Origin of the sequence: Undibacterium sp. SXout20W (assembly GCF_049340285.1) — a bacterium.
GTDB lineage: Bacteria > Pseudomonadota > Gammaproteobacteria > Burkholderiales > Burkholderiaceae_D > Undibacterium.
In genome coordinates this window covers 48,593-75,257 of record NZ_JBMPPH010000007.1, presented here as the reverse complement: position 1 = coordinate 75,257, position 26,665 = coordinate 48,593, and the positions used below count along the sequence as shown (strand labels likewise).

General features: G+C 46.6%; 25 protein-coding genes. 9 read left to right on the top strand and 16 right to left on the bottom strand.

All coding sequences use genetic code 11. The annotated features are described in order from the left end of the window. Positions 1-22: 22 nt before the first annotated feature. From ACO0K1_RS06080 to ettA, 3 genes are all read right to left on the bottom strand, one after another. Positions 23-625 (bottom strand): IMPACT family protein, encoded by a 603-nt coding sequence (locus ACO0K1_RS06080; protein WP_423023747.1) that lies wholly within the window; start codon positions 623-625, stop codon positions 23-25. Positions 626-740: 115 nt separating this feature from the next. Then, complete coding sequence (locus ACO0K1_RS06075) at positions 741-1,151, bottom strand: flagellar basal body-associated FliL family protein (protein ID WP_423023745.1); 411 nt, start codon at positions 1,149-1,151, stop codon at positions 741-743. 86 nt (positions 1,152-1,237) lie between these two features. Further along, positions 1,238-2,905, bottom strand: a complete 1,668-nt coding sequence (ettA, locus tag ACO0K1_RS06070) for an energy-dependent translational throttle protein EttA (RefSeq protein ID WP_423023743.1) — start codon at positions 2,903-2,905, stop codon at positions 1,238-1,240. Between the two features lie 188 nt (positions 2,906-3,093). Between ettA and ACO0K1_RS06065 the strand changes: the two genes are divergently transcribed. Both ACO0K1_RS06065 and ACO0K1_RS06060 read left to right on the top strand, forming a co-directional pair. Continuing rightward, the gene (locus ACO0K1_RS06065; RefSeq protein ID WP_423023741.1) at positions 3,094-3,708 is read left to right on the top strand and encodes an OmpW/AlkL family protein; all 615 of its coding nucleotides are present in this window, start codon (positions 3,094-3,096) and stop codon (positions 3,706-3,708) included. 318 nt (positions 3,709-4,026) lie between these two features. Continuing rightward, on the top strand, positions 4,027-4,536 hold the full coding sequence (locus tag ACO0K1_RS06060; protein WP_423023739.1) for a DUF1993 domain-containing protein: 510 nt from the start codon (positions 4,027-4,029) through the stop codon (positions 4,534-4,536). Positions 4,537-4,624: 88 nt separating this feature from the next. Here ACO0K1_RS06060 and ACO0K1_RS06055 read toward each other — a convergent pair whose 3' ends face one another. From ACO0K1_RS06055 to ACO0K1_RS06040, 4 genes are all read right to left on the bottom strand, one after another. Then, complete coding sequence (locus ACO0K1_RS06055; protein WP_423023737.1) at positions 4,625-5,203, bottom strand: YceI family protein; 579 nt, start codon at positions 5,201-5,203, stop codon at positions 4,625-4,627. Positions 5,204-5,272: 69 nt separating this feature from the next. Then, positions 5,273-6,076: a class I SAM-dependent methyltransferase gene (locus ACO0K1_RS06050; RefSeq protein WP_423023735.1), complete on the bottom strand. Its 804-nt coding sequence runs from the start codon at positions 6,074-6,076 to the stop codon at positions 5,273-5,275. Between the two features lie 146 nt (positions 6,077-6,222). After that, entirely contained in the window at positions 6,223-6,681 is a 459-nt protein-coding gene (locus ACO0K1_RS06045) for a group I truncated hemoglobin (RefSeq protein ID WP_423023733.1), read from the bottom strand. Between the two features lie 19 nt (positions 6,682-6,700). Further along, positions 6,701-7,549 (bottom strand): DUF3034 family protein, encoded by an 849-nt coding sequence (locus tag ACO0K1_RS06040; protein ID WP_423023856.1) that lies wholly within the window; start codon positions 7,547-7,549, stop codon positions 6,701-6,703. Positions 7,550-8,282: 733 nt separating this feature from the next. Here ACO0K1_RS06040 and ACO0K1_RS06035 point away from each other — a divergent pair. Beyond that, entirely contained in the window at positions 8,283-9,995 is a 1,713-nt protein-coding gene (locus tag ACO0K1_RS06035; protein ID WP_423023731.1) for a diguanylate cyclase domain-containing protein, read from the top strand. Positions 9,996-9,998: 3 nt separating this feature from the next. On the opposite strand, the gene ACO0K1_RS06030 is transcribed toward ACO0K1_RS06035, so the two are convergent. Both ACO0K1_RS06030 and ACO0K1_RS06025 read right to left on the bottom strand, forming a co-directional pair. Continuing rightward, on the bottom strand, positions 9,999-12,365 hold the full coding sequence (locus ACO0K1_RS06030) for an EAL domain-containing protein (RefSeq protein ID WP_423023729.1): 2,367 nt from the start codon (positions 12,363-12,365) through the stop codon (positions 9,999-10,001). Positions 12,366-12,551: 186 nt separating this feature from the next. Further along, positions 12,552-13,163, bottom strand: coding sequence for a methylamine utilization protein (locus ACO0K1_RS06025; protein WP_423023727.1), 612 nt, complete (start codon positions 13,161-13,163; stop codon positions 12,552-12,554). A gap of 295 nt (positions 13,164-13,458) precedes the next feature. Between ACO0K1_RS06025 and ACO0K1_RS06020 the strand changes: the two genes are divergently transcribed. From ACO0K1_RS06020 to ACO0K1_RS06005, 4 genes are all read left to right on the top strand, one after another. After that, positions 13,459-14,505 (top strand): GGDEF domain-containing protein, encoded by a 1,047-nt coding sequence (locus tag ACO0K1_RS06020; protein WP_423023725.1) that lies wholly within the window; start codon positions 13,459-13,461, stop codon positions 14,503-14,505. 272 nt (positions 14,506-14,777) lie between these two features. Further along, entirely contained in the window at positions 14,778-15,305 is a 528-nt protein-coding gene (locus ACO0K1_RS06015) for a hypothetical protein (RefSeq protein ID WP_423023723.1), read from the top strand. An 87-nt stretch (positions 15,306-15,392) separates the two neighbouring features. Beyond that, a complete protein-coding gene (locus ACO0K1_RS06010; RefSeq protein WP_423023721.1) occupies positions 15,393-15,893 on the top strand; it encodes a hypothetical protein in 501 nt (166 codons plus the stop codon). A gap of 151 nt (positions 15,894-16,044) precedes the next feature. Then, complete coding sequence (locus ACO0K1_RS06005; RefSeq protein ID WP_423023719.1) at positions 16,045-16,527, top strand: hypothetical protein; 483 nt, start codon at positions 16,045-16,047, stop codon at positions 16,525-16,527. 418 nt (positions 16,528-16,945) lie between these two features. On the opposite strand, the gene yedA is transcribed toward ACO0K1_RS06005, so the two are convergent. Beyond that, positions 16,946-17,818, bottom strand: coding sequence for a drug/metabolite exporter YedA (gene yedA, locus ACO0K1_RS06000; protein ID WP_423023717.1), 873 nt, complete (start codon positions 17,816-17,818; stop codon positions 16,946-16,948). Between the two features lie 126 nt (positions 17,819-17,944). Between yedA and ACO0K1_RS05995 the strand changes: the two genes are divergently transcribed. Both ACO0K1_RS05995 and ACO0K1_RS05990 read left to right on the top strand, forming a co-directional pair. Continuing rightward, positions 17,945-18,391: an Lrp/AsnC family transcriptional regulator gene (locus tag ACO0K1_RS05995; RefSeq protein WP_423023715.1), complete on the top strand. Its 447-nt coding sequence runs from the start codon at positions 17,945-17,947 to the stop codon at positions 18,389-18,391. A 3-nt stretch (positions 18,392-18,394) separates the two neighbouring features. Further along, positions 18,395-19,351 (top strand): LysR substrate-binding domain-containing protein, encoded by a 957-nt coding sequence (locus ACO0K1_RS05990; RefSeq protein ID WP_423023713.1) that lies wholly within the window; start codon positions 18,395-18,397, stop codon positions 19,349-19,351. Positions 19,352-19,400: 49 nt separating this feature from the next. On the opposite strand, the gene ACO0K1_RS05985 is transcribed toward ACO0K1_RS05990, so the two are convergent. From ACO0K1_RS05985 to ACO0K1_RS05960, 6 genes are all read right to left on the bottom strand, one after another. Then, a complete protein-coding gene (locus tag ACO0K1_RS05985) occupies positions 19,401-20,384 on the bottom strand; it encodes a glucokinase (protein WP_423023711.1) in 984 nt (327 codons plus the stop codon). A gap of 19 nt (positions 20,385-20,403) precedes the next feature. After that, on the bottom strand, positions 20,404-21,540 hold the full coding sequence (locus ACO0K1_RS05980) for an ABC transporter ATP-binding protein (RefSeq protein ID WP_423023709.1): 1,137 nt from the start codon (positions 21,538-21,540) through the stop codon (positions 20,404-20,406). Between the two features lie 89 nt (positions 21,541-21,629). Continuing rightward, on the bottom strand, positions 21,630-22,499 hold the full coding sequence (locus ACO0K1_RS05975) for a carbohydrate ABC transporter permease (RefSeq protein ID WP_423023707.1): 870 nt from the start codon (positions 22,497-22,499) through the stop codon (positions 21,630-21,632). Further along, on the bottom strand, positions 22,489-23,436 hold the full coding sequence (locus ACO0K1_RS05970; protein WP_423023705.1) for a carbohydrate ABC transporter permease: 948 nt from the start codon (positions 23,434-23,436) through the stop codon (positions 22,489-22,491). The genes ACO0K1_RS05975 and ACO0K1_RS05970 overlap by 11 nt, the downstream gene beginning before the upstream one ends. Positions 23,437-23,594: 158 nt before the next feature. Then, a complete protein-coding gene (locus ACO0K1_RS05965) occupies positions 23,595-24,848 on the bottom strand; it encodes an ABC transporter substrate-binding protein (RefSeq protein WP_423023703.1) in 1,254 nt (417 codons plus the stop codon). 111 nt (positions 24,849-24,959) lie between these two features. Beyond that, positions 24,960-26,213: a maltoporin gene (locus tag ACO0K1_RS05960; protein ID WP_423023701.1), complete on the bottom strand. Its 1,254-nt coding sequence runs from the start codon at positions 26,211-26,213 to the stop codon at positions 24,960-24,962. Positions 26,214-26,665: the final 452 nt, after the last annotated feature.

Genomic DNA, 26,665 nt, shown 5'->3' with positions numbered 1-26,665 from the left:
AAAAATGAATAGTGAGATTGGCTCAGCTTAATTTGAGCTCATCTCCGGTCCTGATGTTAACCTGCCCCTTCAGGACGTCGGTCAGCTCCGCGATCACTGCGGTAACGTCCTTTTGTTTAATGCTGGCTTGCATTTGTGCGGTCTCCGTATAGCTGACATGATTGACCTCGCCAGCGTATTTGTCTAGTGTTCGTCGCACTTGTGATTCATCGGCAAACCCCACCTCGATCTCGATCTCAGACATGCTTTCAACCGCGACCAAAGTGGCAATTTTAAACGCTTCCGAAATTGCTTGTCCGTATGCACGGGTCAGGCCACCAGCACCGAGTTTGATTCCTCCCCAATAGCGAACGACGACTGCCAGAACGTTGGTAACATCCTTGTGCACCAAGACGTTATACATGGGCTTAGCGGCGGTGCCAGACGGTTCGCCATCGTCATCCAAACCGGATTCGCCCGCACATACCAGAGCCCAGCAAACGTGTACCGCATTTGGGTGGGCAGCGCGTATCTTCAGTAATTGCTCACGTGCCTCTGCGCGACTATGCAATGGAAACAGCTGACCCAGAAAGCGGCTTTTTTTTATTTCGATTTCCGCAAAAGCGGGTTCTGCCAGTTGATGCATGGAGATTGTTAGTTTGCGTGTGGCAGACGTTAAAAATGGATGGAATTTGAGGCACTAGTGGCATGCCTCATGACTGAACGTGAATATCGCCGTCGGTGTATGCCATTGCGAGAGCCTATTGGATGACAAAATTGACCAAGTAGACGTCAGTAACGCCATCGTGCTCTTTTAATTCCAAAACATGATTCAATTTTTCTTTGATCTCGGCAATTAATTCATGCTTACCATCGGCATTCTGAATATCGCCCGACTCTTTTCCGCTCAACAACATGATCATTGCATGTCGCACCATAGGCATTTTTGCTTTGATTTTTTCACCCGTTTCAGGATTCCCTAACTGGAGTGTGATGCTGATTTGCAGATAGCGGTCAAAACTCGATAAATTGACAGTGAAAGGCTCAAGTGGCACGACCGAGGAATTGCCCGCACTCGCTTCTTTCTCATTTGCCTGAATAGTGCCGGAGCAGAGAGCGAGTACGCAAAAAATACTCGCAAAAAAGATCTTCAAGAATGCATTTTTTCGCATGTTATCTCTCACAAGGGGATGAGTTGACCCGAGGTTACCGGCAAGTGTTCGCCCCGGGTGTTCAATTTTGTTGCTTGTTTTGTTATTTATACTGTCAATGGCTTATAGCGAATACGTTTTGGTTTTGCACCTTCTTCACCTAAACGTTTTTTCTTGTCCGCTTCATATTCCTGGTAGTTACCGTCAAAGAAACTGACCTGAGAATTACCTTCAAACGCCAGGATGTGGGTAGCAATACGATCCAGGAACCAGCGGTCATGGGAAATCACCATCACACTGCCAGCGAATTCCAGCAATGCATCTTCTAATGCGCGCAGAGTTTCCACGTCCAGATCATTGGATGGTTCATCGAGCAGCAAAACATTACCGCCTTGCAGCAACGTTTTTGCCAAATGCAAACGACCACGTTCACCGCCGGATAAATTGCCGACGATTTTTTGTTGGTCGCCACCTTTGAAATTAAAACGCCCCAGATAAGCACGCGACGGCATTTCAAAGCGACCTACGGTCAGAATATCGGCACCATTGGCCACATCTTCGAACACCGTTTTGGTATTACCCAAATCTTCACGCGATTGATCGACCAAAGAGATTTTTGCAGTTTGACCTAATACCACTTCGCCGCTATCAGGCGTTTCCAGACCCTTGATCATTTTGAACAAGGTCGATTTACCGGCACCGTTAGGCCCGATGATACCGACGATCGCGCCAGGTGGAATTTTGAAGCTCAAATTATCAATCAACAGACGGTCGCCAAAGGCTTTGGAGACGTTTTTAAATTCGATGACTTCATTACCAAGACGTTCTGCGACAGGGATAAAAATCTCCTGCGTTTCATTACGTTTTTGGTATTCGTGCTCACTCATCTCATTGAAACGTGCCAGACGGGCTTTACTCTTCGCCTGACGCGCTTTTGGATTCTGACGTGACCATTCCAATTCTTTTTGCAGTGCTTTTTGACGTGCAGACTCGGTCGCTTCTTCTTGTTTCAGGCGAGCTTGCTTTTGATCCAGCCAAGAAGAATAGTTACCTTTCCAAGGGATACCATGGCCACGATCTAGTTCCAGAATCCATTCTGCGGCATTGTCCAGGAAGTAACGATCATGGGTAATTGCCACCACAGTGCCAGGGAAGCGCAACAAAAATTGTTCCAGCCAATCGACCGATTCCGCATCCAGATGGTTAGTTGGTTCATCTAACAGCAACATGTCGGGTTTTGACAACAGTAAGCGGCACAGTGCGACGCGACGTTTCTCACCGCCAGAGAGGACACCGATTTTGGCGTCCCAAGGTGGCAAACGCAAGGCATCTGCGGCCATTTCTAATTGAAGTTCGACGTTGTCGCCAGACGAGGTTGAGATGATCGCTTCCAGACGTGCTTGTTCATTCGCCAGCGCATCGAAATCCGCATTTTCATCTGCGTAAGCGGCATACACTTCTTCGAGTTTTGCTTTAGCTTCGAAGACCTCGCCAAGTGCCGACTCAACCGCCTGACGCACGGTTTGTTCTGGGTCAAGCTGGGGTTCTTGCGGCAGATAACCGATATTCAAATTCGGCATAGGGACTGCTTCACCCTGGATATCTTTATCGATACCGGCCATGATTTTGAGCAGGGAGGATTTACCTGATCCATTCAGACCCAAGACACCAATTTTGGCGCCGGGGAAGAAGGAGAGTGAAATATCTTTCAGAATCTGACGTTTCGGCGGGACGATTTTGCCCACGCGGTTCATGGTATAGACGTAATTGGCCATTTTTTTGATGTTTTGAGAGGTAAAGACAATGGGTGCAAGGATACCTCAAGCCGACATTGAGCGGCGCATTTTGGCAAATTTTAGGAAAAATTGTGCCTTGCACCAAACTTGATGTAGCTCAAATTGCTCGCTGCAGTGCGGAACTACACTTTGCTCATCTTAATTCGAAACCCCAAAAGGAAATTAAAATGAAAAAAGTAATCCTCGCTCTCTCTTTGGCAACAGTTGGTTTTACAGCAACACAAGCTATGGCGGATGATGGTCAAAGCCCATGGTTGGTGCGCGCACGTGTTGTCAACATCAGCCCAGCAAATGGCTCTGATCCTATCGGCGGCGTAGGCGCAGCGGATCGTGTTACCGTCAGCACTAAAACCATTCCTGAAGTCGATTTTTCTTACTTCGTCACACCAAACTGGTCTGCAGAATTGATTTTGACTTATCCGCAAAAACATAATGTCCAATTGGATGGCACTACTATTGGTAGTTTCAAACATTTGCCACCGACATTAACTGCACAATACCATTTCGCTCCAGAAGCAAAAATCAATCCTTACCTTGGTGCAGGCGTGAACTACACTCGTATTTCTGACGTGAACTTGCCAGCAGGTCTCGATCTCGACAACCATAGCTTTGGTTTCGCTTTGCAAGCTGGCGTTGATTTCAAACTAGACAAAAACTGGTCTTTGAATCTGGACGTGAAAAAAGTACAAATTCGTAGTGATTTGTATGCCAATGGTACGAAAGTATCTAATGTTAAAGTTGATCCATTGTTGGTTGGTGTCGGTGTTGGCTATCGCTTCTAAGTAGCCTTGTCATCAATAGTAAAAAAGCCAGTTCTGTGTGTGAACTGGCTTTTTTATTCTTTGTTTTAATGACATTATTCGCATCATTCTCAGCTTTCGCACCAGTCGCACCAGTCGCACCAGTTGCATCAGTGAGCACCAGAGGTTGTTCATATTTTGCTTATCTCGATGTAGCCTGAACGCTGCGCATCACCAGCATTTCGCGACAATTTTGCCGCCTCCCACGCAAAAACCCGGCAGGCTCTATAATCAAGCCCGCTAAGTTTAGCCTGATCACTTTTTATCCCGATCATTTGTCGTAACCAATGGAGAGTAAAAATGGCAATTTCTATGTACACAGCATCCGTCCCCGTATTGATTCAAATGCTGGATAGTTTGAGCGACGTGTTGAGCAAAGGCGAGGCGCACGCCAAAGAAAAGAATATTGCACCTGAAGTTTTTCTGCAATCACGCTTGTTTCCAGATATGTTCGCCTTAGTACGCCAGGTGCAAATAGCCGCTGATTTTGCTAAGGGAATTGCTGGTCGACTGGCCGCCGCCGATTTGCCAGCGTATGAAGATAATGAGCAAAGTTTTGCCGATTTGCACGCACGTATCGCCAAAACCAAAGTATTTATCCAGTCATTGGATGCTGCGCATTTTGACGGGAGCGAAGACCGTGAAATCATCCTGCGCCCAGGAACGCCTAAAGAGAAAAAATTGAGCGGTCATGCTTATTTGTTCAATTATGGCCTGCCACAATTCTTTTTCCATGTGACAACCACTTACGCCATCCTGCGTCATAACGGTGTCGAACTCGGTAAAAAAGACTATATGGGTGCATATTAAGCACCAACTTAAGCACCAACTTAAGCTCCATATTGATTACTACGTGTCAATCAAAGCTTAGAAGAAGAATGAGATCGCTGCTGCGGTCTCATTCTTTGATGGCTTCAACATTCAAATATAATGTGACTTCATCGCTAACGAAAGGCACATAGCGCCCGACTTTATAGTCACTACGGAGTATTTTGGTATAGCCATTTGCCCCGCACGCCTGCTTCATGTACAGAATCATAAACCTGCAATTAAAGTGCATGACTTCGATTGTCACTGGCAGCGTCGTGTCCTTGATCGTGAGTTTGCCCAAGACTTGCGTCAGTTTGTCATTATTAAACAACAGTTTATCCGACACGAAGCTAATTTTCGGATGGGTGTCAGTATCAAAAAAATTCGATGAACGCATCGCGCGATCAAACGTGGCAGATCCCGTATTGACTGACGTGGCGTCGATCTCGATATTGATGGAGCCACTTTTTGTTTCGCTATCTAAACTGATGCTGCCAGTATTTTTATCAAAACGTCCACGTTGTGTCGATAAACCCCAATGCTGATATTCAAAACTACTAAACGTATGTTCGGGGTCGATCTTGTAGGTATCTTCAGCGGCGGCAGAAAAACTTAAGCCCATACTTAGCGCTATAAAACAACACTGGAAAGTGGACGTTATTGACATACGATGCTCCTGTTTGGTGCGGGATCAACCTCGTTGGAGACTGGAAAACATTCGAGCTGCTAAGGTGCGTCAAGGCTTGATGAATTTCAAGGTCATCCTATCACTCTCACCGATGGCTTGATACGCTGCCTTGTTGTTTTCTTTATTTGCATACGTTGGTGGCAATGCCCAGACACCACCTTCATGGTCGGCATTGTCTTTAGGATTGGCGTTGATTTCCGCTTTGCCCGCGAGCTTAAAACCTACGCTTTGCGCCATTTGTATGACGTAAGTTTCGTGGACATAACCACTGGAGGCTTTGTCGTCTTGCTGTTTATTTTCTGGCAGGCGATGTTCAACCACGCCAAACACGCCACCTGGCTTCAAGGCATCGAAGGCGGACTGAAACACGGCTTTAACGCTGCCATTTTCATTCGCTATCCAATTGTGAATATTGCGAAATGTCAGCACCATATCGACGCTGTTATTGGCTGCATAATGAATATTTGATGGCGGCTGAAACACGCCAAGCACCACTTTATCGAACATGTCTGGTCGTGCGTCCAATTTTTGTTTGAAACGCAGATAGCCACGTTTGAATTGTTCGTTGTCTGACGCTGGATCATTCGCTGTCGCAATCATCAGGCCATTCGGACGTAAATAGGGCGCCAGAATTTCAGTGTACCAAGCGTTCCCCGGTGCCAGTTCTACGACCTTCATATCAGGACGAATGCCAAAAAAACGCAAGGTTTCGTAAGGGTGTCGATAAACGTCGCGGCTGACATTTTCTGGTGTGCGTTGTGGATTATCGATGGCAGTTTTTAAGGCGTCTTCGGCGAAGGCTGAATTTGAAAAAACAACTGCGAGGACAGACGCTAACATAAAACGTTTCATAGGTACGACTCCGGAATCAAAGCAGATCAGACCACTAAAACGAACGAATGTTTCGTTCGTCGCACATTTTTGCCAAAATACTTGGCCACCACCATTCTTACTATGGTTGAGAACGATGATCCCAGATTTCGGATGCCATAAAACTTTTATTTGCCCGTCACTATATCTCTTTTCATCGGCGCTAGTTTGGCGATGAATTTATTTTGAACGGAAAACGGAATGTTGCATTTTTCCATGGCTAACTGCAGGTCTTCTGCGAGGGCATTAAAATGAGCGCTTGTGACACCTAATTTTTCATGAACGATCTTCATTTCGTCGCCACTGTACTCACAAGGACCACCGGCCACGACGCAAAATTGCTCTTTGAGTAACTTAGAAAAACGTTTGATGTTAGTGTCCTTAAAAGACGTTTTGATGCGTTCATCGGCGAGAACCAGCGTTACTGTCTCATCGACAATCTTACTGATGCCGCCTTGTTGTCCCAGCTCATCGTACAACGTTGCAGCCTGTGCAGAAGCGGGCGTGACGAATAACGCCATGCTCCAACTCACAGTGACAGCGCTGACAAGGGCAACGTTTATTAATCGCATGGAAGAAATTTTCATATTGTCGTTGCCTTCTTGTTTAGTTGCCTATTTGCACAGATAAGTACCATCCATGCTGATTTTTGGGATTAAAGACGGTGATGTCTCCCACATCGACATAGGCCATCGTCACAGACACATTTTTATTTGGAAACCAGGCGAGAAATCCATCGTAATACGCTTTCTCGTGATCGATACTCAGGTTGTTCGGTTTTTGGCGATATTCCAGGCCAATTGCAAGTTTGCGGTTGAGTAAATACGCCGCTGACGCTTCCGCCATGGGTTGGTAACGGTCATGGAGATCGCCACCAAAGCCGAGCAAACCCATCTGGTTCGCTTTCGTAAGCCGGACCGTGCCATTGAGCAACAAACCTTGCGCTAAAAATAGCTTGGTTGCCGAAATATAGTAGTCCGTTCCCTGGTCACGTTTCGCACCCAGCTGGGTTACCCGGGACACGCCAAGCGTCTCAAGACCTGTGACGCCCTGATCTCGTTTGAATAAGGCGCCTAGTGCTATTTGAGGTTGCCAATTGTCTTGATCACCGACCAGATCGCCCGATATCTTCAACTTGACGCCGACAATGTCTTGACTCAGTTTTAACTTGTTCAAAGGCGCGAGGCTGCCACTGAACTCTTGCTTCGCGAGTGATAGTTCCAGTTTGTCGCACAAGCCGATGGCAATACCGTGGGTGTTAAGTTGGTAATCCTGCGTATTTAATTGCGTTATATGCGCGTTGAATCCGTAACTGTCTTCACTACCATAACCCGTGGTAACTGCCCACGGCACCAATCCGCCGCCGCCCGCACCTTCCACTTGTGACACGCCCGCCGTTGCTAAGAGCTTGCCTTGATCGGGTACGGGGACGACCTGTGCATTGGTCGCTTGCATCGCGAAGCCAGCAAGCCAGATCCCAATGCATGTTGATAGTAGAGCGGGGCGCAGTGTAAATTTGATTGTCATATTTAGGTGTGCGAGGAGCTGCCAATAGAATTCGATATGTTACCGCAAGTCAATATTTTCGATTTTTTTGCTTGAACAATAGCGCACAAAAAACCACAAAACAGTTTGTAATTTCAGACAATTACTGATTCTTTTGACAGACGTTAATAGCAATTTTTGTACTACCGATAGGATCGTAAACAAGGTAGTCGATTTGTACGCGTTTTGCTAAAAAATTCTTATGTAAATTGCACCTAATTGCCTTTTTACGGTACGCCACTGGAAATAGCGAACTTCACCGACGATGCTGGCATTTTATCTGCTTATCGATGCAAAAATAAAAGTGGTAAAAAAGTAATAAGGTGTTGTTTTTTTAATGATGCAAAAAAATGTTGCGAATAATTTTCCTCCATGTGGTGCCATACGGAACTGTTATTCCCAGAGGGAATCTATGGTTTCTGGCTTTGAGGGGGCAATTCACGAACCATAATGGGTCTTGCTTTTGGGAACTGAATTCGCTTATCTTCGTACAATTTTCGATTATTTGAACGAAACATTCAAATTGCGTTCAGCGCACCGCTTTGTTAATTTGGTATTTTGGTATTACGTCTGTTTTTGAGAATAAAGGCGAATCATCGCTCCAACCAGTAAATTCTTTTCAAGTGAAATCTTTAGTTCCTCTATGAATCGTTCATCGTTACGTCGCGAACTGGTTATCCCAATTACCGCTCTGGTCATTGGGGTATCTGTTGCGATTGGTTGGGTATCGATGAAAGCCGGTACGGATGCAGTCTATTCGCTGACGAAACGGATTCTGGTAGATATGGTCAATCGCATTAATACCGCGACGGAAAAGCACCTGGATGGTGCGCTGACGGCGCTGGAATCGATTGCCCCCAGCGCAAATCAACTCCCTAAAGAATACGAATTTTCACCTAATTTATTGACCCTGGAAGAAAAATTTTGGGCTGCCAGCGGTTTATTTATGGACGTAAATAATTACGTCTATTTTGGTGGTAAAGATGGCCGCTTCATTGGTGTTTATCGGATTTCGCCGAGTGATGTGCAATTGTTTTGGCGCGAACCGACTGATCAAATTCGTTACGTGTATAAAGTCGGCGGCGTTGGCGACCGTTCTCAGCTGATCAGAACCGACGCCTTTGATCCGCGAAAACGCCCTTGGTATCAAATCGCGATGCACTCAGAAACGCCGGTGTGGTCAAGTATTTATAATAATTTTTCCTTTCATTATCCAACCATTACGTTGGCAAAGGCCGTATTTGAGCGTAATCATACGTTTGCCGGCGTGGTGGCGACCGATGTGACCTTAAAAGAGTTGTCGAGTTTTTTGCGTAAACTCGAGATTAGTAAAAATAGCGTTGCCTATATCGTGGATGAAGAAGGCTATATTGTCGCGACGTCGGGGAACGAAATTCCTGAACGCATCGTTAACGGGATGCCTGAACGTATGCGCGCAGTCGATATGAAGACGACATTGATTAGCAGCACCTTTAGCCGTTTGCGCAAATTGAATATCAAAGCAGCAGAAACGCGCGCTTTTGAATTACCGATAGGAACGGTGGATCTGGCAATTTCTCCACTAGGCAATAAACAGGGTTTGCATTGGCAGACAATAGTTGCGGTGCCACGTGCTGATTTTATGAGTAGTATTAATCAAGGCTTCTTACAAAGTGTTGTTATCGCCGTTGCCTGTATTATTTTTGCTCTGACTATCGGTCTTACTATCGTCGAAAGAGTGATTCGGGACATCCGGAAATTGACGGCGGCGGCGAAAAAATTTGGCAATGGTGAGCCTATGCCGAAGTTAGAAATCCGTCGTAGCGACGAGATTGGTATCCTGGCACAAACCTTGAATGAAATGGAAAACAAACTGCGCTTTGATAAGCTCACGCAAGTTGCCAATCGTGAGTCCTTGTTTGTGCAGATTAACTATTTGCAAAAGACCGCAAAGGAGCAGCCGGAATCAAACTTGGGATTTACACTCCTTTTTGTTGACCTGGATCGTTTTAAAAACGTCAATGACAACTACGGCCATGATGCGGGCGACAAGGTTTTGGTGATCACAGCGGCTCGTCTGCGATCCGCGATTCGAGATACCGATGAAGTCGCACGGTATGGCGGCGATGAATTTGTATTGCTCTTAAAAGATACCAAAAATTCTATCGACATTCACAATATGGTGGAAAAAATATCCACATTGGTGGAGGAGCCCATTGCCCTTGAGCATGCGGTGGTTACGATTGGTGCTTCCATTGGGTGGGCAAGTTTTCCGGAAGATGGCGATGATTATGTGCGGCTCATCAAAATCGCCGATAGCCGCATGTACAACCGTAAGCGTGACCGCAAGACGGTGTCTTTGTTTCATGCTGGCTGAACTTTAACCGCCTTGTTGCTGTTGTTGGTTTTGCCACTGATGCAGCCATTCTGGCATTTTGCTGGCTGGCATTGGTCGGCTGATAAAATAGCCTTGTGCCTGATCACAACCGAGATCCTTCAGTAACGCCATGACTTCCGCATTTTCTATTCCTTCGGCGACCACTCTTAATCCCATGTTGTGACCGAGATCAATGGTGGATTTGACGATCTTCGTGTCGTCAATGTCTTGTTCCATCTTTAAAACAAAAGATTTATCGATTTTTAACTCGTCAACCGGCAAACGCTTTAAGTAAGCGAGCGATGAATAACCAGTGCCAAAATCATCGATCGATAATTCCATTCCCATTGCATGCAGCTTATCCAGCGTTTGCTGAGCGCGCACAGGGTCGTCCATAATCGCGCTTTCCGTAATTTCTAAGCAAAATGATTGCGGTTGAACCTGGTGTAAGCGCAGGATTTCCGCAAACTTTTGCGGTAATTCCTGATCCAATAAATCCCGTGTTGAGATGTTGACCGATATCTTGATCTTGATGCCAGCATTGTTCCAGGCATTGCAACTTTCAGCGGCAGCATTCATGACCCAGCGTGTGAGCTGGCGAATAAACCCGGTTTGTTCGGCGAAAGGGATGAATTGATCAGGAAATATCGTCCCTTTATCGGGATGTACCCAGCGCACCAGACATTCCACCGCAATCACTTGATTGGTGAGAAGGTCTAACTTTGGTTGGACGTACAATTGGAATTGATTTTGCTCCAATGCGGTCCGCATATCCGTCAATAAGGACAAACTTTGCTGACTCGATTTGTCAATCGCTGGCGAGTAGGTGACAGGGCCGTTTTTGGCTTGTTTTGCCGCATACATAGCGACTTCCGTGTGACTCAGCAAACTCGCGGTGTCGCTGGCATGCTCGGGGTAACCCGCAATGCCAATGCCGGCGCTGATGTCAACCGTCTGATCTTCGATGGAAATCGGCTTTTCTAAGGATTCTAAGATCTTAATAGCAAGCTGTTGTGCCTGGTCGGCCGACGTTGCCGGCAACAAAATAGCAAACTCGTCACCCCCTAGTCGCGCAGGTTTGGTATTGCCGGCACCCAGTTCTGCACTGAGTCTGAGAGCCACCTGTTTCAGTAATAAATCACCAAACCGGTGCCCCATGATGTCATTGACATGCTTGAACCGATCTAGATCCATCATCAAAACAAAACAGGGTGTGACACGCGATTTTGCTTGCGCAATGGCTTCATCCAGCATTTCTGTAAATAGGGCACGATTGGGTAAGTTGGTGAGCGTGTCCCAGTAAGCCAGCCGGCTGATTTCTTTTTCACGGTGGGCAATGGCGTCACGCATATGCGAAAAACTATTGGCCAGGTCGCCAATTTCATCATTGCGTTGAATATCGATGGTCGTTTTGTAGTCGCCAGTACCTAAGCGACGGGCTGTTTCTGCTAATTGCCTGACGGGACCGGTTATTCTGCGAGCTGTGATTGCACTAAAAATACTGGCAACAATGCCACCGAGGATCGTTAAGATCAGTAGATTTCTTTGTAGTTGCTTATAGGGAGCAATGGCGTGGCTAATGGAAAGTTGCAATACCGCGATTGTCGTACTTTTATCATTTTTTGCGAGTGGCAGTATCCTGGCGCTGTAGCGATCGTCGTCAATCATCAGATCGCGGATAAAGGTTGAAGCCTTAATTTGTGCAGGTAACAGTTTCGCTAATTTACTTTCTTCCTGCGCATCTAAGGTGGAGACGTTAGGTTGCCATGGTCCGTCATTCTTGGATGTGAGCAGACTGATTTGCATTAATGACAGTTCACGCATGTCATTGACGAGTGTCTGATCGATGGGGATCGCCATGGCGACCCAACTAATCGTCAATGGTGCTTTTACCGGCACCATCACCATTTGGTATGGCTTACCGTTCACAATATCGGTGCTTGAGGCATTGCCGTTTTGCGCTGCACTTTTGATCAAATTATCAACCGTTTGCTGGAATCCGTGTGCCAGTGTGTCGCTACTGGCGACGACAATTTTACCGTCGAGTCCGACTACCATGGTCAGGTCGGCTTTAATTCGGTCGCCATGATTGAGTAATGCAGACACCATGGTTTGCGTGTCATTCGTACCGATTGCTTGCCGAAATGCATAGTCCTTTGACAGCAGGGTCGCGCCTTCAATGAGCTTTTGCGCATTCTGATCTAAGAGGCGGGCAAAGATTTTCTCATTAATAGCCAGGCTACTCTCAATGGAGGAGAGTGCGTTGTTGTCAATGGCGCGGTCGATAAACACGTAGCCAGCCAGCTGCAAGCCAAGCAGGAGGCTGATAAATAAAGTCACGACACGGCTTTCCAGACTGCGCAAACGCATTTTTTCTCTTTCTTCAAACGTAAAGGGCAATTTTTTGCCAATTCATTGATATTTGGGAGGCATATTGCGGCTCACCAAATAACGTTTATAAGGCTACCAAGACTAACCAAACTAACCAAACTAACCAAACTCACTAAGCTCGGCTTAATTTAACGCAAATTGATTCAATTTAAGAAACTTTTTTGCTTATCGTTGCTTGAAATTCAGACGTACTGAGATCGATGGTACTTCTTTTGCGACGACGAGTGCTTGAGATTGCGGCTCACTGCCTGGTGCTTGCAGATAATGCCAGACTTTGAGGGCGTATTTGCCTGCTGGCAACGCGGGTAGTGTGGCATTGCCTTGCACATCGGTCTTCGCAAAAAAAGGCGTATTGACTACGTGAATATACGCCAGCATCTGGTCGTGAATATTACACCCTACCGTCACCGTTCCAGCCTTGTCAAAAAGCAGTGGTGCAGTCGGTTTGCCAGAGTACAGTTTTAATTCAAACGTTTTTGCCGGTGAAAACGAATAGGCCTGATGTTTCACGGTATCGTTATTTGGGAAAGAAATCGTCGCTCCTGTCTGAACAACAGTGACCAGAGGAATGAACGTCTTATTTTTCTGTTCTATTACCGCCGCTTCTGGTTTGCTATTACTGATGGCAAATTCTGGCTCAGCGTAGACAACCGCATCGGGTACGGTTTGTCCGCTGTTATCTGTGACTGTTACCACCGTGTGTGCAAAAACACTATTGTTTGCACCTATGCATAGGAGTAAAGTGGTAAAAAAGAGTCGACGACAAGAAGCTCGCATTGGAATGTCCTGATCTCAGAGGTGAAGGAGAATAGCGGGAATAACTTTAGTGAATATTATGATTCATTGTCTGGTTATTTAAATAATTTTCTTCACTTATTTTCTTGGATATGAGAATCTTATAAGCCTATCATTATTTGCTAAACTGGATCGTAGCATTAAATGAAATTCACCACTTGTCCGGATCGGTCAGTGTTAGTCCAGAGAGTTTAATTTGGTCAGTAACGTGTTGCGGGTGGGTTATTCAGCCTTCTCCCTTAGAACATTCTTTGAGCTTATTGCAGGGATCTTGAACATGGAATCCATTATCAAGCATTTGGTTAAAATGACTGGCTATCGTGACCATGATTTGCTCAATATTTCAATTGCCTCGTCACTGCGTGAAATACTCGATGCGGAATCTGCAAGGGTATTTGAGCTGACAAAAAGCGACCAAGGTATTTTACTTTGTCCCAAAGTGCATATCACTACGACCACCGTCGACGCCATCGAGCATGCTGAAAAATTCCCTCTCTCTGGCAATTCGCCAGAGTTTACGCAACTGCAAACCGCAATCGCTGAGCGCCTGTCGATGGTGGAGATCCTCAGCGATGGCGTCACCTTGATCGACGTCTTGTTGTGGAATGAAGGGCAACTGGAATCAGTCATACGACTACGTCATCCCACTAAGAAAAATATCAATACCTTAGAAGTTGTGAATGGCATGCTGATTGTGTACAAAAATTTCCATGCTTTGCTTGACTACAATGAGTGCGACTCGCTGACTGGTTTGCTAAACAGAAAAACTTTTGATGACAGTTATACCAAGTTATTGCGGTTGAACTCAGGTCAGACTGTTCTGGAAAGTGCATTAACACAAGTTCTGCAAGCAGAGACCGAGCTGGAAACAGTGCATCAACACTGGTTGGCCGTCGCCGATATTGATCATTTTAAGCGGGTGAATGATCAGTTTGGCCACTTATATGGTGATGAAGTACTCATCTTGATTGCCAATTTAATGCGTGAATCATTCCAGTCCGACGATCATTTATTCCGTTTTGGCGGCGAAGAATTTCTAATTTTATTGCACGCAACGAGCTTAGAAAATGCGCAGGAAATCTTTGAGAATTTCCGTCAACGTGTCGAGCAATATTCTTTTCCGCAGGTTGGTCAGATCACCATCAGCGTTGGCTTCTCGCGTATTGACACGTTTGAACCTGCAGTAGCAATCGTCGGTCGCGCAGATCAGGCTTTATATTACGCAAAATCACATGGGCGCAATCAAGTTTGTCTGTACGACAATTTGGTCGCGAATGGGGATCTGCAACAAGAGTATGCCAACGATATTGCCGAATTTTTTTGAGTTCGACATTTATTTGGATTATCCGTCATCTGTGGTCTACCTATCGCATCGGAAACGTGTGACACACATTGATGACGTCGGCCGAAATCAAAATGGATTAGACGATGCATTAGTTTGCGAGTCGCAGATAAAACATTAATGTAAATCGGCACAATCGGATTACGCGCGTACAGGATCAATATGGTTCGTATTTCATCCGCTGACTGCAATCGGTAAAAAACGACATTTCAGTGGTCATTTTCATTAATCTCGACGAGAGGAATTTTAAATATATGTTTCATTCGCGATTCTTTCTGTATGCCATTTTTGTTCTAAGTGCCTTCGGAGGATGCGCAGCAATACCGAAAAATGACATCGAGTCTCAGAAGCTCCGATTCGCGCGCCCGATTGACAAGGTGTTAGATGGGCAATGGGAGGACACGTTAAAGAAGCGGGAACCTCTAACATCACCTGACCCGACAAAACCTCCCGTATCTGACGATGTCAACCTTCGAGTAATGGTGGATGGCTGGACCGCAAAAGTATTCTTATTGGAAAGCGGGAAATGGATTGAAGTCATGCCAGATAGCTTCAAGATCATGCGCTACAGTACAAATGCCACCGCAATTGCCATTAATGCGAGCGGCGATGAGCAAGGAGGGTGGGTTGAAAGTTGGGCTATTCTCATGACCGTGAAGAATGATGACGAAATTTTGACGGAATGGATCAGAGTTGTTAACAATCTTGGCCCCGCGGAGCCCACGGTTGCTCAGACATTCAGCATGGGGGCGGTTGGAAGAATGCATCGAATAGAGCCGTGATGAAATTCGAAGGTGATATTGTAAATAACTTCTGCTCTGAAGTTGGTATATTATATTTACTTATTAACAAAGAAAGGACTCACGACCATGAAAATTAATTTTATTGGCGCTTGCGTTCTCATTATCGGCATGTCGGTCACTGCCCATGCTGTTGCCGCCGATGTCCCCACGCCGGGGTCTGCTGCCGATGGGTTTGTCGACGCTTTAATGCATCAGCAATTCAAAGATGCTACGGCAAAGTTTGCCCCAGGTTTGGTGCAAGATTCATTGTCGACAGAGCGCACGCTGAAAAAAATCGCCGAAAGCCTTGGTGGTTTTTCAACGATGCATCCGATCGCAAATTTTCCTGACGGCGAAAGTATTAAGTTAGAAGTCCCAGTGCACAAGACAGTCGCGCTTAAAGGTCATAAATTTCGTCAGGTTCGGTACTCGTCCACCGCCAGTGACGGCGAACCGGTATTTTATGAATTAAATCTTTCCGCAGAGGCGACTCCTCCTCAGATTGTGTCTTTCGGCGTGCACTTTCCGACCACAGACGCCCATTCAACAGCACGTGCACTATATCTCGTGAAACTGATCAGCTCTTAAGTGCGATGTTGGCAGAGCTTGTGTACAAACCAGACCTACGATAATTTTGAAGCAGCCATAGAGCATGAGCATAGAGCATAGAGCTGCATCTGCGCGCTCGTAGCACAATCCGGAAATGTAGAACCCCACAAATTTTATTGATAACCGTACTATGAAACTAATCGCAACCAAACAGGGAAAAGCGGACAAATACGATTCATTGCGTTGTATCCGAAAAGACGGATCAGAAACTAAAACAAGTATGCCGCGACAAGGAATATTGCCCCATGATCTCATTCATTATGTAGTTGAAACGGCGTTGGGTTATGAATATGGCTTTTTGGGTTTAGTCGCGAAAGGTTCTGATATTGCTTTTGCGATGGAGCAATCGCACGATGTGCAAAATCAAAAAAACGTACGTCAAACAATATACGCAGAGGCCATCGTCGAAAGTTTGCAGGCGCAATTATGGAGCGGCGATTTTAATATAGATCAGTTTTTAGTTGGACTGGAAAGCGCGTGCTCGATCAGAGGTCAGAATGCACCGGATTTGCGTTCTATTTATCCCCAAATAGATTTGTATGATGCGGTATTGGAATTTTTCGAGAGATGGAAACAGGTTCCATTTCATGGCCATATTGAACTCGAAATGTAAGTTCCTATCGACGCATTCAGACAATATCCGGAACTGCAATATCCGGCATTTGTCGCTACGCGCCGCGTAAAAATGCTACTACAATCAACGACCTTTGAAGCATGTGATTGGCGTACGGCGATTTTTGATTTAATGGCAAACAATCCATGATTAACCGCAACCGCCATTCAAACTGTAGGTAGCAAGGGTTATGACGAATTTTCTTGTGCGATGGTGGAGTTGTTGGTCGCTTAGTTGGTGGCTTAGTTGGTGGCTTAGTTGGTGGCTTAGATGGGGAATCGCTTGGTAGACTACTTACGCAGACTATGAACCATAGTCCATCTGTCTCTAGTTGCAGAGACAGATGATGTCAACATTCTCGTAAAAATTTTAATGCGTTGTTTTTAGCGCGATGTCATTCTCAGAATAAATACGCCGGTTATTTTGTTGGTCGACGTGATGTAGTCAGCATGATGACGCTGCCGAGGATGATTGCCATGGCGACTATTGCTTTGCCAGAAATGAGCTCGCCGCCAAAAGTGGCGCCTAGTGCGACAGCGATCACTGGATTAACGTACGCATAACTTCCTGCTAAGCCAGTATGTACTTTTGAGAGTAAATACATGTAGGCTGTAAATGCAAGCAGTGAACCGGCTGTCACCAGATAGAGCCACGCTGCTATGGCATTAAAGCTGATGGCGCCTGTTGCGTGTTCACCGACAATCAGGCTGGCGATGACGAGAAAAATCCCGCCGATCAACATTTCACTCGCAAATCCCATGCCGCCTGCAGCCATTTTCAATTTTTTCTGCGACAAAATCGAACCAACATCCCAAGACAAGATCGCCGCCAAAAGCAGGATAATGCCGACCGGTTGTGCAGAAAATTGGCTGTCAGACGCTAATAAAACAGCACCGGCAAAACCGCACACAATCCCCACCCATTCACGGCGTTTTGGCCAATCGCCAAACAAACCAGATAAGCCCGACAAGATCATCGGCGAACAGGCAATAAAAACAGCTGTTAAACCAGACGATACGTATTGTTCAGCGCATGCCGTCAAACCCGTTCCACCGCCGAGCATTAAAATACCAATGATGCCGCCATCGCGCCATTCGCGAAGGCTAGGTAAGCGCGAACCACGCCACAGTTGCCATGCAAATAATATCGATCCGGCAGCGACAAAACGGGTGCCTATCATCATCAGTGGTGGAAATGATTCGAGTGCTACCTGAATCGCAAAATAGGTAGAGCCCCAAACGATATACACAGTAAGCAGGGCAAGAATGACAGAACGAGGCAAATGGCGCATGGTAATGGGTGCTGAATAAAAGGCGAGAACTATCAGTGTATGTGAGTAGGATGCGATTTTGAATGGATAAAGCAAGGTAAATCAGGTACATTTCGTTTAAATCAACTGAAAAATCGAGGTTTTACCATGAAGATAGAATTTGACCTGATGGATGCCAAAATCCTCGATATTTTGCAGGCAGATGCCAGGGTAACGCTGGCTGAAATCGGCCGTCGTATTCATTTGAGCCAGCCAGCCGTGGCGGAACGGATTAAACGCATGGAAGCGGCGAATGTGATCACGGGATATCACGCGCATGTGAATCCGGAAGCATTAGGTTACGGCATCACGGCTTTTGTGCGCATTGCCAGCCGTTCGAGCGATATGCCTGTTCTTAAAATTGCTGAGCAAGTACCAGAAGTGATTGAGTGTCACGCCATTACCGGGGAAGATTGCGTCATCGTCAAGGTTGTTGCGCCGTCCGTCCGCGAACTGGAGCGTGTCATTGCGAGCCTTGCTCGCTGCGGTGTGACATCCACCTCATTGATTTTGTCGTCGTCGATAGAACGACGCGCCATTAAGCCTGTGGAGTAGAGCATGGAGCTGCGCCAGTTACGCTATTTTGTTGCGATCGTTGATCATGGTTCCTTATCCCGCGCGGCCAAGGTTTTACACATCGTACAACCCGCTTTAACACAACAATTGCAGCAACTAGAAGAGGAACTCGGTGCGATCCTTTTGCATCGTTCTGCTCAGGGGATGCAAGCCACCGATGCGGGTAAGGTCTTCTATGAACATGCGCTGGCGATTCTGAAGCAAGTCACCGATGCCAAATCGGCGGTCGTCCAATCGACAGATAAACCGACCGGCACCGTGGCATTGGGTATTCCGCAAAGTGCTTCAGGTGCTCTCGCGTTTCCATTGTTGACAGCGGTACGAGCAGCGTATCCGGATATCGTGTTTCAGTTGACCGAAGAATTGACGGGCAATCTGACCGAGCAATTGCGTTCGGGTCGCTTAAATCTGGCAATTTTGTTTGACGATGGTCAGCTCAATAATTTTGCAACGACGGCGCTGGTAGAAGAAGAGATGATGTACATCACGCGTGCAAATTCGCAATTTGCCTGCAAGCGAAAATCGATCAGTTTGGAAAAGGCACTTCAAGTACCGCTGATCTTACCCAGCATTCAACATGGCGTCAGGCCGCGGATCGAGCAAGTTGTCAGAACACAAGGCTTGCGTATCGACCACGTCATTGACATCACTTCAATTGCGATTTTAAAATCCGCACTTCTGGCCGACATGGGGGCGACAATTTTACCGGTGTCGCCTTTGCTGGCAGAAATTGAACGTGGAGAAATGATCGCTTGCCCGATTAGTGATGCGCAGTTATCGCGCACCGTCAGTTTGTGCGCCTCCAAAAATATTCCGTTGACCAATGCTGCGATGGCCGTAGAAAAGCTCGTACTCGATGTCACACGAGACTTATGCATCAGTAAAAAATGGCTGGGGACTAAAAATTTGATGACGGACGTATCAGCGCGAACAAAATAATGCTGCTTACGTTGGATTAGTCGCCCTGGCACTTTTACTGCACGTGAATTTATGCTGCGATGAGGGAATCTCGTTCTTCGAGTAAAGCAGATAAGCCGATAAATGCTGGATACGCTTCGGTAATGACGAACACCGGTATTTGAGATAAATATTGTGTGAATCGCCCTTTTTGCTCGAAGCGCTGACGGAATCCTGATCGTGCTAAAAAGTCACCTAGCCGTGGCACAATACCGCCGCCAATATAGATGCCACCACGAGCGCCTAAGGTGACCGCGAGGTTCCCCGCCATCGTGCCTAACATGTCGCAGAAACTGGACAACACGTCGCGACAAATTGCACATTGATCATCTAATCCACGTTGTAAAATCTCCGGTGCTTCGATTTCCGCAGCAAGTTGCCCTTGATAGGCTGCGAGCGCGCGATAGATTAATTTGAGCCCGGGTCCAGATAATAAGCGTTCTGCTGAGACATGATCAAACTCTTTCCAGGCAAATTCGAGAATGGCAATTTCACGTTGATTGGCTGGTGTAAAACTGACGTGACCACCTTCGCTATGTAATGGCTTCCATCCATACCCAGAAGGAATCAAACCAGAGACACCCAAGCCTGTGCCTGCGCCTAAGAGACCGATTGCGCTACCATCGAGCGCCGTATTGCCGCCTACCTGTGTCACTTGCTGGTGTGTGAGTCGTGGCAATGCCATCGCCAGTGCGGTGAAATCGTTCACCACATCCAGCGTTTCAAAATGGAAAAGATGACGTGTCGCCTCGATGGAAAAACACCAGTGATGATTTGTCATCTGTACGATATCACCGTGGACAGGATTAGCAATCGCGATGCCCGCATTTTTTACTAAACCCCCACTTGCCTCACGCACCTCATCGGAGTCCATATAAGCACGGATGGCATCGGCTAACTGCGGGTAATGAGCACACGCTAGTACCTTTACGGCGCTCAAAACACCTGGCGACGTTTCTAAAGCAAAGCGGGCATTGGTACCGCCAATATCTGCAAATAATTTTGGAAAACGCATGGTTAACTCCTGACCACCATCAAAGCAAGCTATGTTCAGTTTCTGGATCAAAAAAGACGGCCTTTGACAAATCAAAGGCCAGACGCATGGCTTGTCCTGGTACAGCAGCAGCACGCGGGTGGGTGCGACAAGTAATCCGTTCTTGATTGAACGTAGAGAACACCAGGGTATCGGGCCCGGTAGGTTCCGTCAGTTCGATGGTGCAGTCAGCCTCAGTTGGGTGATAGGCGTTGCCGGTTTCAGAGCGGCGTGCACTTTCCGCATCTGTGACGTGTTCAGGACGAATGCCTAAAATAATGTCACCTTCTTTATTGCGTAAGCGTTTAACCGCCTCCAGATGTGAAGAAGGAATCGGCAAAATCGTTTGTTTGCCGGCATGATCGATGGCAAAGCCCAAACCTTCCTGATGCATTTGTAATTTGCCGCGTAAAAAATTCATCGACGGTGAGCCGATAAAACCGGCCACAAATATATTCGCTGGCCTATCGTAAATTTCTTGCGGGCTACCGAACTGTTGAACGACACCGTCTTTCATCACCGCGATTTTGTCACCCAGCGTCATCGCTTCTACTTGATCGTGGGTCACATAAACAGTCGTTGTCTTTAAACGTTGATGCATCAGTTTAATTTCGGCGCGCATTTCTACACGCAGTTTTGCATCGAGATTGGATAAAGGCTCGTCAAATAAAAACAAGGACGGATTGCGTGCAATCGCTCGACCCATAGCCACGCGCTGGCGCTGGCCACCGGACAAATGTGCTGGTTTGCGATCGAGTAAATGGGTCATTTGCAACGTCTCGGCCACGCGATCGACAATTTTCTTTTGCTCCGCTGCTGGCACTTTGCGAATACCTAAACCAAATGAAATATTTTCACGGACAGTCATCGTTGGATACAACGCATACGACTGGAAGACCATCGCAATATCGCGGGATTTTGGTGGTACATCATTGACACATTTGTCGCCAATATAGATATCGCCTTCGGAGGTTGGTTCTAGTCCGGCAATCATATTGAGTAGAGTGGATTTGCCGCAGCCCGAACCACCGACCAATATAAGAAATTCGCCATCTTTAATTTCTAAATCAATCCCTTTTAAAATCTCTGCGCCGTTTGGATATACCTTGCGTACACCCCGGATGGATAAGCTAGCCATGTTTTATATCTCCTGATTTTTTATTACAACGCGATTCAATTTTCATTGTCAGGCGTTGCGATTTATTTCTCTTTGTGTGTGACACAAAATCAACCTTTGACTGCACCGGCAGTTAAGCCGCGTACAAAATATTTTCCAGCCAACAAATACAAGCCCAGGGTCGGCAGCGCTGCGATAATAGCAGCGGCCATATTGACGTTGTATTCTGTGACCCCGGTCGAGGTATTGACGAGGTTATTCAATGCCACTGTGACTGGTTGCGCATCGGTGCCACCAAACACGACGCCGAATAAGAAGTCATTCCAGATCTGGGTGAATTGCCAAATAAAGCACACCATAAAGATCGGTAGTGACAAAGGCAGAATCACGCTACGATAAATCCGGAAAAAGCCTGCGCCATCGATTCGTGCGGCTTTGACTAATTCATCCGGTACGCTGATGTAGTAATTACGGAAAAATAAGGTCGTAAAGGCGACGCCATAGACGACATGTACAAACACTAAGCCCCAGGTAGTATTGGCAAATTCAGCCAGTCCCAGTAGACGCGCCATCGGTAATATGACGACTTGAAATGGAATGAAGCAACCTACCATTAAAGCTGTGAAAATAATTTCAGAGTGTTTAAATTTCCAATGGGCGAGCACGTAGCCATTGATAGAACCGATTAATGTAGAAATCAGTACCGCTGGTACTGCCATTTTTACCGAGTTCCAAAAATAGGGTGAAAGTCCATCACAACGCACCCCGGTGCACGCACCGCTCCATGCTTTTTGCCATGCATAAAGACTTGGGTGACGCGGGAGATCGAGCAAATTTCCGCTGCGAATTTCATCCAGAGTTTTGACCGAAGTCGTTAACATGACATATAAAGGAGCGAGATAATACAGGGCGCAAAATATCAACAAAGCGTAAATGAAAATGCGCCCGGGGCTGAAAGTGGATGTGGAATTAGTGCCCATGTTTGGCCTCTTTACTTTCCAGATAAATCAATGGCACCAAGACTGCCAAAACGGTCATTAACATCATCATCGCGGAGGCGGCACCTAAACCTAACTGGCCTCGCGTGAACGAAAATTGATACATAAAAATAGCGGGTACATCGGATGCGGTACCAGGGCCGCCGGCAGTTAATGCCATGACCAGATCAAAACTTTTAATGGCGATATGTGACAATACTAAAAGCACACTAAAGAACACCGGGCGCAATGCAGGAATAACGATGCGCCGATAAATCGTTGGTAAGCTTGCGCCGTCAACCATCGCTGCTTTGATAATGCTGTCATCGACACCGCGCAAACCCGCTAAAAACAAGGCCATTACAAATCCAGAAGATTGCCAGACGCCAGCAATGACAACGGTATAGATTGCCATATCAGAATTCACCAACCAATCCATCGAGAAATTGGGGAAGCCCCATTCATGGACCATTTTTTCTAAGCCAAGACCAGGATTTAAAATCCATTTCCACGCCACACCGGTAACAATGAAAGACAGCGCCATTGGATAAAGATAGATCGCGCGAAGAGCGCCTTCCATGCGAATTTTCTGATCCAGAAAGACCGCAAGGAGTAAGCCAACGATCAGGCAAAATAAAATAAAAAGGCCACCAAAAATACCAAGATTCGTCGCAGAGACCCACCAGCGATCTAATTCAAATAGCGCTTGATATTGACCGAAACCAGTCAATTCATACTTTGGCATCAAGCGTGAATCAGTCAATGATAAATACGCGGTAAATGCGATAAACCCATACACAAAAAGTAGCGAAGCAAAGACGGTTGGCGAGAGTACCAAACGCGGTAACCAGATATCCGCAAACGCTTGTAGGCGATTCGGAATGGATACTTTTTGATGTGAGGGAGCGATCTTTAAATCTGACGGGGATGTTACCGACATGCTTGTCTCCGGGGCGGCTGAGTTGAGCTGAGCTGATGCAAACGGCAGGTTTTGCATCAGCTCGCCAGTAAGGATCATTGATCCTGCTGGTACTCGGATATAACTGATCGAATATCTGACTAAGCGGCGTGATGATGCAGCCACTTAGGGTGTATTCTTTACTTAGTTTTGGCTGCTTTTGCTAAAGCTTGAACGGCTGCTTGCGACGTCATGTTGGAATTCATGAACTTTGCGATCACGTCCTGAATAGCGCCCGCTTTTGCAGTGTCAATTGCCATGCCGTGCGCGAAGCTTGGTACAAAGCTACCCGCTTTGCTTGAGGCATCCATATCTTCCATCGATTTCAATGCACAACTATCAAACTTGGCACGAGAAACACCAGCACGTGCGGGGATAGAACCCTTATTCAAGTTAAAAACTTCTTGAAATTCAGGACTCATTACGGCACCTGCCAACGCTAATTGGGCTTTTTGTGCATCTGCGCCTTTGACTGCAAACATCGTCAGCGAATCAACGTTGAAGGTAAAGGATTTTTCTGTGCCAGGTGCGGCAACACACAAGAAATCTTTACCTGGCTGTTTGCCAGCTGCTGTAAATTCGCCTTTCGCCCAGTCACCCATGAATTGCATACCCGCTTTGCCATTAATGACCATCGCTGTTGCCAGATTCCAGTCACGACCAGCCGAGTCTTTGTCGATGTACGTTTTAACTTTGGCTAAGGTATCAAAGGTTTTGATCATGGTCGGGCTCGTCAGACTTGCCTGATCCAATTGTACGATGGCTTTTTTATAGAACTCTGCGCCGCCCACACCTAACGCAACGGATTCGAAGACGGTCGCGTCTTGCCATGGTTGGCCACCATGGGCGATCGCAATGTAACCTGCTTTTTTGATCTTGTCCGCTGCATCAAAAAATTCTGCAAAATTGGTAGGTACTTTGGCACCGGATTTTTTCAATACCTCAGGATTGATCCACAGCCAATTGACACGATGAACATTGACGGGTGCTGCAACGTAGTGGCCTTTGTATTTCATGATATTTGCCAGCGTCGGTGGTAAGTTGGCTTCCCATTTTCCTTCTGCTGCAGCGGCATCAATATTTGCCAATACGCCTTCATTGCCCCATTCTTGAATTGATGGGCCTTTGATCAGAGCGGCGGTTGGCGCGCTACCTGAAATGACGCGTGCTTTTAATGCTGTCATGGCATTTTCACCGGCCCCGCCGGCGACTGCAAAGTCTTTCCACGCCACGCCCTTAGCTTCCATCATTTTTTTCAATTCAGCAACAGACTTAGCTTCGCCGCCAGATGTCCAGTAATGCAAAACTTCAACTTCTGCAGCGTTGGTAATGTTTGCACTGGCCAGTAATGTGGTGCCTGTCAGAACCGCGAGTGTCAGTTTCTTGAGTTTCATTTGTGTCTCCGTCTTGTTTTATTGACTAGTTTTTGACTACAGATTGACTGCTTACATGGTAGCGAGCACCGTGGAGTTTGGCCAGTGTGCACGCCAATTTTTTCAGGGGTATTACCACCATGCCTCAACTTGTACGCCAGCGGAGGTGCCGCTAGTGCCGTTGTTGTAGACAGGGCCGGAGTTGTTGCTGGCATTCACCGCAGCTGTTGCGGCGTTATTCCATTTGCCGTAACTGACGAAGAAGCGCAGTTCCGGACGTGACCAGTAGCTTTCTCCCATAGAGATCGCAGGTGCAAAAGTCAATTTGGTCAGACGTGCATCAGCGCCGCCGGTGATGGAGGTAACGCGGTCGGTACCTAATTCCATCTGTAATTTCAGGTGCGGCAAGATAGCGTAGACTGGGCGAACGCCAAGACTTGTCCAGGTTGTTGAGCCAGCATTCGATTTGTCTCTTTGCATTAATGCGACAAATTCAGCGCTGAATTGTTTGCTTGGCTGCACGACCAGATCGTCGAAAATACGTGTACGTGTGACGTCTGAACCGAGCAACGTGTTGCCCGATGAACCCATGCGATCGTTGCCAACGCCGATCCCTGTCCCTGGACCAACGCCATATTGAATGCCCAAAGTATTGCCACCACCCCACACATCTTGCTTGTGCAATACGCTCAACTGCCAGCCGCTATGTGTATTCGTACCCTGCGAAGTGATTGCTGTAAAGATAGCATCGATCTTGCCGCCTTCATTAACAGGTAATCCTTCATAGATGAAATTTTGACGTAAGGCGGCTGTCGTCGTGGTGACAAGTCCTGTACTTGGATCGATCGTTGTGGCGTCATTATCTTTAAAAATGGCATAACTGAATTTGCCAGGGCCAGCTTTGATGCCGTCGATACCACCGCCTGTGCCATTCAGATTGACGAATTGCAGATCTAACATGTGAATGTCTGGACGATAGTAATAACGCTTTCCTATCCAAGCCACGCCGCCATTCAAGAAATCGACGTTTTTCGCTTCTACGTAAGCTTTCGCTATTTTGAGTGAGGCATTACCAAAGTCAGAATTTGGACTCCAGGCATTCGCCCATAAAGTTCCTGTGAATGTTACGCCATCAATTGCTTTTGCCAGCGTGGAGGTATAACCCCCTTCGAAATAGGCATCACACTCGTTACCAAGCCGGTATTTCATGGTGTTGCCGCCAAGGCCGAAGCAGCTTTGTGGACCGTGAGCAGAACTAACCCCTGCGCCGTCACGCAAATAACCGTGAAAGCCGTCGTCATCATGACCTGCGTCAGCGAATGTCAAACCAGAAGTGAGCGCGAGTGCCAGCGCCAAAGGCAATGCTTTGAGAGTAGTACGAGTCATCTTGTCTCCGTAATAGTTGAGTGAACAAGGCTCAACAAAGTCTGTGCTTTTTATTTTTTGCTTTGAGCTTGTTTTTTATTGCATGTCGTTGGACAGCGAGCGGACAGTAACACCCCTGTGAATGTGATTCCAACTCGTCAGGTCGACGGGTCTTTGTCACAGTAAGGTATTGATTTATAACGAATTGAGTATTTTCTTCAGAGGAAAATGGCTTACGTATCTTTACAAAAGCGGACTGACAAAAACCGTCAAAAACGTCCGCTCACAGCAGCAAAAGCAAAAACGTATGAATGTAAAGAGACTCATAAAAAATCATAAAAACTTACGTTTCTTTACAAATAGCTAGCCTTCATTACGGTGGTAATGCCACTTCGTCGGCCACTTCGGCTATAGTGTTCGACGAGACAAGGAAGGATCCCTCAAGGTGCAAATAGAAAAAAAAATATTCTTGC